This is a genomic window from Schaalia sp. JY-X169 (assembly GCF_014069575.1).
In the GTDB taxonomy this organism is placed as follows: Bacteria; Actinomycetota; Actinomycetes; order Actinomycetales; family Actinomycetaceae; genus Scrofimicrobium.
Map to the genome: position 1 here is coordinate 939,304 of NZ_CP059675.1, position 13,114 is coordinate 952,417.

Annotated in this window: 10 protein-coding genes; 6 read left to right on the forward strand and 4 right to left on the reverse strand. The window is 57.9% G+C overall.

The genetic code is table 11. The features are described from left to right. The first annotated feature begins 94 nt into the window (after nucleotides 1–94). The gene (locus H2O65_RS04080) at nucleotides 95–322 is read left to right on the forward strand and encodes a hypothetical protein (protein ID WP_182142377.1); all 228 of its coding nucleotides are present in this window, start codon (nucleotides 95–97) and stop codon (nucleotides 320–322) included. Nucleotides 323–354: 32 nt separating this feature from the next. Here H2O65_RS04080 and H2O65_RS04085 read toward each other — a convergent pair whose 3' ends face one another. Together H2O65_RS04085 and H2O65_RS04090 are read right to left on the reverse strand one after the other, a co-directional pair. Then, on the reverse strand, nucleotides 355–3,174 hold the full coding sequence (locus H2O65_RS04085; protein ID WP_182142378.1) for a hypothetical protein: 2,820 nt from the start codon (nucleotides 3,172–3,174) through the stop codon (nucleotides 355–357). Beyond that, nucleotides 3,138–3,980, reverse strand: coding sequence for a hypothetical protein (locus H2O65_RS04090; RefSeq protein WP_182142379.1), 843 nt, complete (start codon nucleotides 3,978–3,980; stop codon nucleotides 3,138–3,140). Before H2O65_RS04090 ends, H2O65_RS04085 begins: the two co-directional genes overlap by 37 nt. Before the next feature lie 481 nt (nucleotides 3,981–4,461). Between H2O65_RS04090 and H2O65_RS04095 the strand changes: the two genes are divergently transcribed. Continuing rightward, nucleotides 4,462–4,977, forward strand: a complete 516-nt coding sequence (locus H2O65_RS04095) for a hypothetical protein (protein ID WP_182142380.1) — start codon at nucleotides 4,462–4,464, stop codon at nucleotides 4,975–4,977. Nucleotides 4,978–5,337: 360 nt separating this feature from the next. Continuing rightward, nucleotides 5,338–6,462, forward strand: coding sequence for a glycosyltransferase family 4 protein (locus H2O65_RS04100; protein WP_182142381.1), 1,125 nt, complete (start codon nucleotides 5,338–5,340; stop codon nucleotides 6,460–6,462). Here H2O65_RS04100 and H2O65_RS04105 read toward each other — a convergent pair. Further along, nucleotides 6,400–7,575, reverse strand: a complete 1,176-nt coding sequence (locus H2O65_RS04105; protein WP_182142382.1) for a glycosyltransferase — start codon at nucleotides 7,573–7,575, stop codon at nucleotides 6,400–6,402. The genes H2O65_RS04100 and H2O65_RS04105 overlap by 63 nt on opposite strands. A 206-nt stretch (nucleotides 7,576–7,781) precedes the next feature. Between H2O65_RS04105 and H2O65_RS04110 the strand changes: the two genes are divergently transcribed. From H2O65_RS04110 to H2O65_RS04120, 3 genes are all read left to right on the forward strand, one after another. Then, nucleotides 7,782–9,041 carry an O-antigen ligase gene (locus tag H2O65_RS04110; RefSeq protein WP_182142383.1) on the forward strand — a complete coding sequence of 420 codons (1,260 nt, stop codon included), beginning with the start codon at nucleotides 7,782–7,784 and terminating at the stop codon, nucleotides 9,039–9,041. Nucleotides 9,042–9,191: 150 nt separating this feature from the next. Then, nucleotides 9,192–10,310, forward strand: a complete 1,119-nt coding sequence (locus H2O65_RS04115) for a glycosyltransferase (RefSeq protein ID WP_182142384.1) — start codon at nucleotides 9,192–9,194, stop codon at nucleotides 10,308–10,310. A gap of 513 nt (nucleotides 10,311–10,823) precedes the next feature. Continuing rightward, nucleotides 10,824–12,098: an oligosaccharide flippase family protein gene (locus H2O65_RS04120; protein WP_182142385.1), complete on the forward strand. Its 1,275-nt coding sequence runs from the start codon at nucleotides 10,824–10,826 to the stop codon at nucleotides 12,096–12,098. A gap of 10 nt (nucleotides 12,099–12,108) precedes the next feature. On the opposite strand, the gene H2O65_RS04125 is transcribed toward H2O65_RS04120, so the two are convergent. Beyond that, a complete protein-coding gene (locus H2O65_RS04125) occupies nucleotides 12,109–13,113 on the reverse strand; it encodes a Gfo/Idh/MocA family protein (protein ID WP_182142386.1) in 1,005 nt (334 codons plus the stop codon). Nucleotide 13,114: the final 1 nt, after the last annotated feature.

A 13,114-nucleotide genomic window follows, 5' to 3' on the forward strand; every position in this document is an offset into this window, starting at 1 on the left:
TCGGTCAGCTCGGCCAATCCGTTTCATCCAGCACTGGCACCTGCCCCCGCGGCTGCCGGTGAGTAGCCTCATCGTGGATCCCAAAGTGCAGCTGATGGACGCAGCCCCTCAAGTTGATGGGTCGGCAAGCCGCAAGGGCCTCTCTCGCATGTACTTCGCCTTGACAACTGTGCTCGGCGCCACCGGGAAGGGCCCAGTAGCACTCGCCGTCTACGGCCCCGTGAAGGGACACGGGCTTCGCCTCGACGTGCGCGAGCTCTTGTATGACCAGCTCACAGACGAGTTGCTCGTACCGATCGTGCGGGCCTCCCGCACCCAGTGAGCGCACGCGCGTGAAGTCGATATCTGGAATGTTCATACGGACCCTGCGCTGGCCTGGAGACCAATGGCGGGGGCCAGGGAAAGGTCGGTCAGGGCTTGCCAGAGACCCGCGTCGATTGCTGTGGGGGTGGGTCCTCGATCGGCCACGTTGAGCAGTTCCCCGACGAGTGTCAGGTCGGTTGCCTCTTGCAGTTCCAACTTGACTTGTGCGACCAACGTGTCGAGGGCGGCTCCGAGGACAGACCCCACGGAATCTGGAAGTTGTGCGACTGCGCCCTGGGCAGCGATCGCTAACCTGTCTAGCTCGTCGATCTCTGGTGCCGGTACCGTGGACCGCCATTCAGCTGGCCTCCATCGATGGAGGGCCAAAGCCCATGAAGCGTCGGCTACCATAGCGGCCAGCTCGAGGACCTTCGCGGTTGCGGCATCTACGGTATGCGCCAACGGGAGTCCGGCTGCCGTGAGGTGCTGGTCAAGAGATTCGCCCGCCAGTGGGAGAACGGGTTGCTCACCGTAGTGCGCCATGATTACGGCTAGCGGAATCGGGCGGACGCCATCGACCGCGAGCGCCCACACGTTGCAGTCGAGAGTGCGACGTTTATCCACATCAATGTTCGCTAAGGCGTTAAGTGTTTCCTCCCAGTCCTGCAGCGCCGCTGTCACTAACCATCCGGTCTGATCGATGCTGGTAGGGGAGGGGAAGGGGTCCGGCACTGACTGTAGGACGGCGCCGGGAACGGCGGCTTCGATCATGGACAACACCGCATGTTGTTGCTGTTGAGCCTTGGCTGTCGAGGCCGCCGTGATCGCATTGACTGCCGCATGGTCGCCGAAGCGCACTGAGGTCCAGGAATCTGGGTCGCGCGCAGAGCTGATCGCCGCCCGCGCCAGCCGCTCAAGTTCAGTGCTGAGTGCATCGGGGACTGGTTGATCGAGGCCGAAGTAGGTCGGAGTCAGCAATCGCGCGTGTTCGACCTTGGCAGCTGCATCTCGAAGCGACAATGCCACCGCGACGCGATTGTCGTTCGTTCCTAGATTGCTCAGCGCCTGCGCGGCGGCCCCGAGCGCTTGTGACACCGGGTCATTCTGTCGTTGAGCGTCATCCTCGCTGGCATGGGAAGCGGCTCGTTCTTTCGATCCGTCTTTCGGCGTAGAGGCTAGTTCGCCTGCTCGTTCGTTTGCAGCTTGCACACGCTCGGCCCAAGCTTGCGCATGGTGAGGCGGGTCGTTGGCCCGTAGGCGGAAGGCGCCCTCGCTTGCAATGTCCACAAGTGCCTGGGCAATCTGTGACGGTTCGAGGAGCAGGGCTGTCCATGTCGGTGCCGCCGACAACATCCGGACGGCTCCCTGGAAGCCGACATTACGTCGGACTCCAGTACGCTCCTTGAAGACCTCGCGTGCCATGTGTTTGAAGCCGGGCTCGAACCCTCCGACCCTGTAACGACGTCCCGACGGTGTGATTGTTATGACCTCGACATGACCTGCTTCCGGGCACGCGAACGCCAACTGCTGCGCCAATGCTATGACGAAGTCGTTGAGGGTATCGCTGCTGCTTGAGGAGGGGACGTCCCAAGTCATGCCGGGTGCCTGCTCCCGAACATCAAGACCATGCATGACCGTCACCGACGGATTAGACCCCGTCTGCATGGTTAACGTGACAGCCGAAGGCTCGGCTCGCGCGATTGCCAGGGCGCGGTGCTCCACTGGTCCGAAGGTAGCCTCTCGGTTCTCGCTAGCGATGAACGGATTCAGCGCAGATATCAGACGCGTCCAAGCGTCGGCTTGTGTAGCGTTGATCGGTTCGTCAAACTCCTGGAACACCGCGCTAGCCTCGGATGCGCTGAGCGTCACGGATCCCGCCAGGGCCTCCAAGAGACGGACGGCCTCGACGAGAGTCCCCGAAGTGAGCAGGCTCGCGACGAGGGCGGAATCGAGCTGTCTGGTAATGGCTTCTAACACTGGCGAACTACGCGGCGGCAGCGCTCGCGCGATCCGAGTCATCAACGTTGCTGTGCGATCGAACGCTGGTGCGCCGATCGGATCGAGGGACGTGTCTTGATTGCGAATTCCGTGGACGATTGGAGCAATTAGCGTCGGAGAGATTCCAGGAGGGGTGAGGCGCTGAATTATCGGAAGACAGGTGGTGGCATACACGATGTTGTCGGCCCGCTCGGCTCCTTCGAGGAGCTCGGCCACCCCCGAAGAGGTGGTACCTGGCTCATGAAGATTACTCGCAACCGCGTTGGCAACAGCGACGACGGTCTCCGGGAAGCGTTCGGCGGATCGGCGCAGCAACCAGCCCGCTTCGTCGGCAGGCAGCAGCCGAGCTATGACGCTCAGGGTGTCGCCGAGCGTAGGGGGCGGGGCGTCGTGGAGCAGAGTTGTCAGTGTCTGTGACCGAAGTTCGTGGAGTCCCGTCCAGATGGCGCCTTGCTCGAGGACGACATGTTCGTTCTTCAGTGTCGCCAGGGCGTCGCCGACCGCGCTGTTGCTTCCCGCGACGGCGGTGAGCGCATCTCCGAGCATTCGGGAAGTCAACGACAATCCGAGTGCGTGAGCTGCCAGGACAAGGCGAGCGGCCTCTCGCTGAGTCTCTCGGCCGGGCGCCGCCAGCGCGGCGGCTTGAGAGGCGAGGATCTGTTCCAGGTGCTTGCCTTCGCGCAGCAAGGAGAGGAACTCCATGAGTAGACCGTCACTTCGCGCAAGAGCTTCTGCGGGGGCCATCTTCGTCGTAAGCTCGGCGCGCTCGACACGCTCTGCAATTAGCTCAGCGGTGAGGCGGTCGAGCACAGGCCTGATTACACGGGTACTGCCGTTCAAAAGACGGGGGCTAAAGTCCTCTTTGCGCGCCATAGGAGCACCGATTTGCCCGAACCGGACGGGCCCACGATGACGGTGTACTCGGCATTTTTGGCTGCCTGCGTGATCTGGTCCATCTCGTCAGCCCGGATCACATCCAGACCCTGTGCGATGTGGATAGGGGCCCCATCCACGCCCAGATAGAACCGGCTCGCGGACGCCACCCCTGTGGCCGAGTAATCTGCGGGGCGGCACACGCCTGCGGACACCGCGGCGTCCAAGCCGCTTACGTCTACTGCTGACTGGACCCGATGCAGCACGGTGTCAACGTCGCTGAGCGTAAGCGTTCGGGCTCGGTTGAGGTCCAAATGACGTTGGTCCGCACTTGCCTCCCCAAAGGCTTCGTACAGCTCACCGACAGTGAATGAAGCAACCGATGGATGAACACCTTGCGTGTCGCAGAGGAGTGCTTCGGTCTGCTCGCGTAGGTTCCACGGCAACGACACGAGGTGGACACGTCCCAACACGCTGGTTGCGTCTGCTTTGGTCAGGCCCTTGGCGACGAGGGCGTCTGCTAGAGCTACGCACCGTTCGGGCTGTGCGGCAAGTGGTTCGTCCCATCCCGTGAACTGCAGGCCTGAACCGACGCTGCCATCGGTGACGATAACGATCGGGCCGGTCGTCACACGCATAGCGTGCAAGATTGCGTCGCGGATTCTTGAAGTCCCGAGCTGTCCCGCTCCAGCGCTGACCTCCTTCACCTGCACCAAGGTCTCGTCGCCTGTAGTTGTCCGACAGTCGAGATCCTCAAAGCCTTCGGGAACCAGCGCGGTGAACGGCAGGATGCCTGCACGAGACATCACAAGCACGTGCACCGAGACAGCAAGCTGCCAAGTGACACCCGCGACGTTGCGCGAGCCGTGCCGTAGCTTCCCCCAAAGCTCCTCACGGGCGTTGCTGTCAGTAGTATGTGGCGGCACCGGAGCATTGGCGCTTTTTTGTTCGATTGGGCCTCGTCTACGGGGCCTCTTTCGAGCCTTGCCAGACGAACCCATGGTGCTTGCCTCCCTAAGGTCTACTTTGGTCGATCGAGCGCGGGTTGAGCTCGACCCATAGATCGATGATAGCGATGGTCACCGACACCGCAGGCGTCGTTTGGCCCGCAGAAACACCGGAAAGCCCTCGCCCCTTGACTGGGTCAAGTAGCGGCTTGCCGCGCGGCGGGGCCGTAAGCAGAAGTCGGTGGAGGAGACACCTCAAACCAGCCCACGGTGGCGGGCTCACCTCTCAGCTGAGGTAGCTGACTTGCCAGTACGGAGGGACTCGATAGGCTGGACGCAAATGAAACGAAACTTGGCGTCCGACGGAAAGTCCACGGAGTTGCAGCACAGCGCATTTCCGGTCGGCTTGGACATGATCGAGGTGCTTACGCGGTTTTGGGGCGAGCTAGATCAAATCCTCCCGGCGAGAATCATCCATGTTGTTGACCCGTACTTCTTGGATGCTGGAGGCGAGAGTACCTATACGCATGCAGGGAACGTGGCTTCGCTCTTGAAGCCGGCATTGCGAACCGCTGAGGAGATTAGGCTGATCTACTCAAGACAACGGGAGGGAGTGGCTGCCGCGATTGAAGAGTGCTTCTTGCGTGTCAATCCCGACATAGACATCGTGCTTCACCGTGGAACTCAGATGCATGCGCGCTATGTCATAGCAGACTGCACACGGGTGTTGCGTATGGATTTTTCTTTCAACCGAATCAGAAAGTCCTTCTGCACCGTATCCGTAGTTAGTGATCCATCTGATCTTGAAGGAATCCTCGGTGAGTTGCGTCGCCTAGAAGAGAGTCCAGAAAACTGAGCGCTTCCATTGGATACAGGTGATCCTCTAGTAGTCCCATGCGACGAGTCCGGAAAGGGAGTGTTGCGCGGATATATGACATCTAACCTCGCTTGGCCGAGGGTGGGAGGCTGTTCAGGCTCTCTACAAGTCTCAACAGGGAACACAGCTATCAGGCAGTCTCAGTTTGCGTTCGGTCTACGGATATCGCTGTTGCATGAGTGGAAGACACCACTAGTTGGAAGTCTTGCCTCCCACTGGTCGGTACGCTGCCATAGAGTTGTATGCAGAAGCGGTTTTCCAATAGGTGCTTGACAGATCACCTCGCCGAATCGTAGTTGACAACCCGTGATGCTGGAACACCTTTGGAGGAATGCCCAGATGTCAACCATCCTTGTGACAGCCACAGTTCCCGTACACATTGAAAGATTCCATCTGCCGCTATTAAGGCGGCTCTCTGGGGCAGGTTGGGAAGTTCACGTCGCAAGCCGTGCGGACCTAGTCGATGAATCCATTGCTAAGTCGCATGTGGTTCCCTGGACGCGCAGTCCCTTCTCCTTCGGCAACATTCGGGCTTACAGGCAGCTTAAGTCACTCCTAGATCGTGAGCACTTTGATGTTGTTTACTGCCACACACCGGTGGGTGGGGCAATCACGCGCCTCGCTGCCCGTGATGCTCGTAAACGCGGTACAAAGGTCGTGTACATGGCGCATGGGTTCCATTTCTACAGGGGCGCACCGCTAGTCAACTGGTTGGTCTATTATCCGGCTGAGAAGATCCTGAGCCACCTCACCGATGACCTGTTAGTCATTAATGGAGAAGACTTCGATCGGGCAAGCAAGAAGTTCCCAACGAACGTGGTAATGACCAGGGGCGTCGGGATCGACTTTCACTCGTTCGAGGGCGAAGTGACCCGCGCGATGAGGACGCAACTGCGAGAGTCCATTGGACTTCAGGTTGATCGACCGATGGTGCTTGCAGTTGGTGAACTAAACAAAAACAAGAATCATGAGCTCCTAATTCGGGCATGGGCTACTGGGCCTGGCGATGGAATCGACGCTGACCTCGTCGTTGCAGGCACGGGGGGGCTATGCGAGCACCTGGAGGCCTTGGCAGCGGACCTTGGTGTTGCAGACCGGGTGCATTTCTTGGGGTACCGGACGGACATCCCCGATCTGGTGTCGGTTGCTGACCTTCTGGTTTCATCAAGTAGGCGGGAAGGTCTACCTCAGAACGTGGTGGAAGCAATGGCCGCGGGGACACCCGTGTTGGCTTCTCCGATTAGGGGACATTTTGACCTGATTACTCACGGCACGACAGGCTTTCTAACCCAAGGTTTCACACCAGAGGAATGGGCGCTGGCGCTCAGGACGATCCTCTCGGACCCGGACCGCCTGTCGCGAGTGGGTTCGGCGGGGCGAGTGAGTGCACGCAAGTACCGACTACCTGAAGCGATGCAACCGGTGTTTGCGATCTTGGACTCTCTTAAGCCGTCGGCGGCGTAGAGGCGAGGATCCACTAGAGAAGGCGGTCGTGTTCCCCCTCGAATCTCGTTGTACGTCTTCATAGAGTTTTCTGTAGGCCGTCGCAGTGTTGCTGATGTGGTAGCGGTGGGAGAGGCGTAACGCACCTTCGGACAGGCGTTGTCTGGTGTCTTCGTCTGAGAGCTGCTTGATCGCTTCCTCCATCCCTTGGACGTAATGATCAGGATCGCAGAGGATTCCGCCCTCACCATCGACAACGACCTCTTCGAATCCATCGAGGCGTGGTCCGATCACGGGTAGGCCACGGGCCATCGCCTCTGCGGACACGAGCCCGAACCCTTCCCAGAGTGAGGATGAGATAAACGCATCGTATTTGGTCAGGAGCTCGGGGATGTCGCTGCGGTTACCGAGTAGGTGGACTCGGTCGGAGACCTGCGCCTCGACGATTTGCTGTTCGAGGTCGGGACGTAAGCGCCCCTCACCGACGATATCGATCTGAATGGCAGGAAGATGCTCAGCGAGCTCAACGAGGCGGTGGAAGCCCTTCTGCGTATCAAGCCTTCCGACGCTCACCAAGCGTAGACACTTTTCTGGCTCCGAGTGCGCGCGTTGTGCGCTTCGGTTAACTTCGGTGAAGAAGCGATCGCCTATTCCATTTGAGATGACGGGATAGCGTTCCGATGACGCGCGGGAGCCTAAGTGTTCGAGAAGCGCGTTTTTGGTTCCTTCGCTGATCGAAGCAACTGCCCCATAGCGCGAGTACGCGAAGCTTTCGATTGGTTTGAACCACCCTAAGTCTCTCCGTCGGTTCCATGTATTGTGCTCGGTGTACACCTTCGGTGCGGACACAAGCAGCGCAGTGTAGAGAGTCGGGAAGAGGTGAACGTGCACTACGTCTGCTTTGCGCGTTGCAAGTCTGAGCTTGAGGGCACTGAGAAGGCTCCAGCGGTTTCTTCCGAGTGTCCGCACACGAATCCCTGCCTCAAGAGCATCATCGTAGGGGATGCCCTTGCTAGGGACGAGCGTGACGATCTCGACATCGTCCCCGACTTCCCTCATCGTCGTTGCCAAGTCGATAACGAGTCGTTCAGCGCCTCCGGTGTTCAATGATGTGATGAAGTGCGTGATTTTCAAGGTGTGATCTCCTCGGTATCGGGGCCACTGCAGGAACTCTAGTGCAGCTAGTGCATTAGAATGAGTACCAATTCTAGGGGAGGATGCGAGATTTGGTAGCAGGGCTGTTCGCGGCAGCAGGACTGATCCTAGCCTTACCGTTGATCATCGGTTTGCGGTCGAAGAGTATGGGAACCTTCGTAATAGCCTCCATCGCGGCTACACATGTGCTTACTAACTTGAATGACTCAGCACTCATAGCCGTTGGAACTGTTCTGCGTCTCCCAACGCTTCTTGCTGGGGTTCTGTTCGCACTCAGCCAGAAGACTCCCCAGCACCGAGCGAAGACGGATCCAGCTTTCGTCATTTACCGCTCAGCGCTGTTCTTATTTGTGGCATTCGGCATTATCTCATCCATTTGGGCTCCAGACCGAGTGGACACGCTCATCAAGTCCGCAACATTGGTCCTCCTGCTAGCTTTCTTGAACTTGATGAAGACTCGTCGGTGGGACGTCGATGCACGAGTTCTTCGTGGTGATATTGGGGACTTTGTCTTTGTTTTGCAAGTGACACTGGTCGTCTCGTACCTCCTGACATTCTTAGGAGTCGTCCCATTTGGACAGTTTCAAGGACGCTATTCAGGGATCTTCTGGAACCCGAACACAGTCGCAATGTTGGGGGCAACGCTAATATTCCCTTCTGCATGGCTATCGCGGTCGCGACGCTGGCCTGTGCGGGTATCGTCTGTTGCGATTCCAAGTGCCGCCGTCTTGCTTTCAGGCTCGCGAGGGGCACTCTTAGCAGTCGCCATAGGAGCGTTATTTTTGCTACTAAAGTCGATGCTCGTACGCCCCACAGTCGTGAAGTGGGCTGCCCTTGCAGTAGGGGCTCTAAGTGTCGCCTTCTGGGAGGACATCCTCATGTTCGTGGTGCAGACTTCGCTGGGAAGCCGAATACCGGCCCTTACGCGGCTTTACCGTGGGGGCGAGCTGGCTCTAACTGAGACAGGTCGTTCTAATATATGGAGGGACTCCGGGACTATCTTTGCCGATAGTCCTCTACTCGGACATGGCCTTAACTCTACACGCACTGTGCTCAAGGACTACTACGACGTCGGACTAACAGACACGGTCTTGGGTCATGCCCACAACTCGTACGTCGAGCTCTTACTCGATGTGGGCTTGATTGGAGTGTCCGTGATAGCGGTTGCATTTGCGGCGCTTATTGTGAGGCTACTGATTCTCAACGAATCGGCAGCACTCTTGGCTGCTGGCGTTGTGACTGGATTTGCGCTTGGGATGACGGAGTCATTTATTTTTGGGTTGGCGGCAGCGTCGGCTATCCTCTGGTGGTGGACGAGTTTCGCTGTATTTGCACTTCCTTTCAAACACCCGCATGGTGATGCAGTACAACGGCGCAACACGGTGCACCCTCGCTACCATGGGCCATTTGAGAATCAGCAAGTCGATGCTGCTGTCACAAAGTGATGTGGATATGCGCGTGCAGTCGAGTTGCATCTCGTTGAGCTGCTTCCAAGGACCCGAGTCTGGCAGGAGCCGACCGATGAGCAACCTCTTGGGTTTCTGAATCCGACCAGATGTTGAAGTCACTGACATGAATGTCACGGAAAGGGAATTGTGAAAGTCCACGAAGCGACGCCTACCAAGAGACGGATGATCTTCCACGCCCCGCGAGAGTTTGATGGAAACGGCAGTGGCGCAGAGAACCTCCGTCCCGCGAAGATGCTCGCGGCTTTCGAGAACCTCGGCTACGAGGTACACGTGGCTACGGGGAGCTCAGTCACGAGATCCGCCCGAATCAAAGAAGTAAGCGACTTAGTGAGGGCCGGCGTCACGTTTGAATTTCTCTATTCAGAGTCCGCAGTTCTTCCGAACGCTCTTGCTGACAATGACCGCCGACCAAAACGACCGCTCATGGATGCACGCTTCTTAGGTTTGTGTCGCAAGGCTGGCATACCTACGGCGGTCTTCTACAGGGATATCTACTGGCGTTTCCTGGGAGATCGGAGTTGGAAAGAGAGAGCCAAACAACTGCTAGCCACCCCGCTGTACATACTCGATCTCGCGCTGTACCGACACGTGGTCAACGTGCTGTTTGTCCCATCTGACCAGATGAAGGAACGTGTACCTTTCTTCCCGAAGAGCCGCATGCGTGCCCTACCGCCCGGTGCAGATGTGCCCCAGGACGAGGTTGAAAGCACAGCGCACATGAGCCTCCTGTATGTTGGCGGCGTCGGCGGGCACTACGGGATATCGACGATGTTTGAGGCAGTAAGTCGCGTCGACGGAGTTCGACTCACGGTTTGCACGAGGAGGCAGGAGTGGAAAGCGGTGAAGAAGAGCTATCCGCAAGTGGACGGAACAAAGATCAGGGTATTGCATCTCTCGGAGAGCGAACTTAGCCGAGTTTATGAGGAAGCGGACATCACTAGCCTGATGGTAGAACCGACGGAATATCGGTCCATCGCAGTCCCGTACAAGCTCTATGAGTACATGGCCCATGGGAAACCGACCATGGCAAGCACAGGTACGCTCGCGTCCGAGCGAGTCGAGGCGCTGGGTGTGGGCTGGGCCGTTGGCTATGACGTGGATGCCATAGTCGAGTTCCTGGCGTACTTGCGAGACACACCTTCTGTCATAGAGACGGCCACATCTAGAGTGCGGCAAGAACGGTCTCGACAAACATGGGCCAACCGCGCGAAGGACGTCGTGCGAGAGCTAACAAGTCAACGCTAGCGGGAGATAAGGCCGCTCGGTACCATCCGAACGCACTACGTCCCTGTCATGGAGTTCAGAATTGAGTGCCGGTAATACCGTGCTGCTTAGGTCTTCACGCCTTGGGCTCGGCCTGATATAGGCAACCGATCACGCTTGGCTGTGGTCTAGCCACGTAGCCAACGACGCACGGTTTCGTGCTAAGGAGATCGCAGCTACGTAGGGACCAACCAAACCTCGGGTTTCGCGGGCGATTAATCAGGGAAACAAGAGATTGAATCAATCGACGTTATCTTAGCATCTGCGACAGGGGCGACCATAAGGCGGCTTGCGAGTCCCGCAGCTTCGGATGCTGGTGCCAGCCTCATCTAGTTTCCGGAGCTGGTAGGGACCCTTCTGTGTCTTCGGACAAGGAGGTTGCCACACTCCTTTGCTTCTCGGCAGGTGCAACAATCTCGGTGTTCAACAGCCAATGATAAGATATGAGCCTAGACCACCACGGTTCTGCTTTGGTCAAAGTGCTAGAGTCGTGGCGTGAAGATCGCTCTTGGTGGTGCAGCAAAGGGTTTCCTCAAGCTCATAAGTGGCTCAATTGGTGCCAGGTTGATCTCCCTCATTGCACTCCCCATCTTGTCTCGGCTCTATTCTCCTGACGATTACGGGTATGTAACGTTTGTTACTGCGCTTGCAACAATCGCGGTACCAGTGGTCACGCTGCGCTTAGAGAGCGCCGCAATGCTTCCTAGGGAGGAAGAGGAAGTCTCCAGTCTCGCACGGTCTGCCTTGGTTAGCAGCATTGTTCTAGCACCCCTTTATGGGCTCGCGCTCTGGGCACTCAGCTATCTCAAGGTTGGCGACCTCTGGAGATACGAGTATGCCTATGCCTGGGTGGTGCTGCTCACGCTTGCTTCTGCTTGGTTCGCAGTTGTTTCCCAGCTTGCGTTGCGACAAAAGCTCTATGGTGAGGTTGCGAAGCGTTCCCTGTACCAATCAGGTGCATCAGCAGGGGTGCAGCTCGCTTTTGGGTTTGTTCGACCGACAGCGTTTGGGCTCATGACGGGTCAGTTGGCCGGCAGTCTGGTTGGTATCGGTGCTATCTTCAAACGCGTAAGACATTATTTTCGGCGCCCTAATCGCGGTGTAACCAAGAGGACACTTTGGAAGTACCGACAGTTTCCCACGTGGTTCACGTTCTCAGTGTTCATGAATGAGGTTGGCCTGAAGGCCCCCGTGCTGCTGGTCGGTATGGTGTATGGCGCAAGCGCCACTGGGCAGCTGGGTATGGCTGAGAGATTACTTGGTATTCCACTGGCGCTCATCGCTACCTCAGTCAGTTCTCTGGTCTCTGCCGAGTTCTCGGAGATGGTCAGGACTGATATTCCGAGGTTTGCACCCACCTACCTGAAGATGAGCGCTTGGCTTGCGCTCCCAGCTGTCGCCATCACGGTCTTTTTTGTGTCCGTGGGCCCCTGGTTTACAAGCACATTCCTCGGGTCTAGTTGGGCGGGGACGGCCAGCCTCGTGCAAATAATGGCGATCGTGTACTCATTGCGCCTTGTGGCGTCCCCGCTAAGCGGAGTTCTCCTTGTCTTGCAGAGAGCACGACTGACTGTGATGCTTGATGTCTTGCGAGTCGTACTAGTCGGCAGCGCAGTAGGTATCGTCCTATACTCAGGCGTCGACCTGAGTGTGGCAGTTACGCTGTTGTATGGGGCGCTCTCAGTTGTTTACGTTGTCACATGGTTCGTCGGCTGGAGAATCTCACGCCAGCATGATGAACGGATAATCGGTACAGAGTCAGCGAGCTGACGTATGAGACTCAGAGTGAGATGCTCTGTCCTGTCGCTGCGCTCTTGAGGATGGCTTCGGTGACTTTGAGTGCTTGGAGGCCTTGTTCCATGGTGACGTGGTTGTTGGCTTCCCCGTTGATGGCGTCACGGAAGTTGGCTTGTTCCACGGCTAGGGGTTCACGCTTTTGTAGGGCGTAACGGGTTACTTGACCCTCTGAGACGCCGCGGAAGGCGGCGATCTGGTCCCACTCGACGGGGAAGGACCCGTTCTCGTGGAACGTCAAGTCTCCCAGGGCAGTATCCGCGACCAGGGCGCCGTGTTCACCTGTTACCACGGTGAGGCGTTCCTTGAAGGGGGTGAGCCAGTTGACCAGGTTAGAGACCAGTACCCCGTTTTGGAAGCGGCCTGACACGGTAACCATGTCTTCATGCTCACGGCCTGAGCGGTGCGCAGTTTGTGCAAACACCAACTCATAGGGCGACCCAGCGATCCACGCCGCTAAATCAACATCATGCGTGGCTAGGTCCTTAACGACACCGACATCACTAATGCGCGCCGGGTAGGGGGACTGCCTGCGAGTGACGACCTGGTAGACCTCACCTAACTGGCCCTCAGCAATACGCCTGCGCATATCCAGTAGGGCCGGGTTACAACGCTCCACATACCCCACCGCACCAATCAGGCCCGCCTCATCAAAAGCCTTCGCGATCCGCTCCCCAGATTCCACACTGCCGGAGAGGGGTTTTTCAATCATGGTGTGGACGCCAGCAGCCGCCAACTTTAGTGCCGCATCCTCGTGATACACGGTTGGCACCGCCACAATGGCTGCATCCAGACCCTCTTCAATGAGGGACTCCACGTCCGGTAGCACGGTTAGACCACCAGCGACACCAAACCTGTCACCGGAAGGGTCAGCCACGGCAACCAGTTCAAACCCGTCCAGGGCGCGGGCGTTACGCACATGGTGACGCCCCATGGAACCAATCCCCAACACACCAACCCGCAACGCGGCCTGCTTTGCTGTTTCACTCATC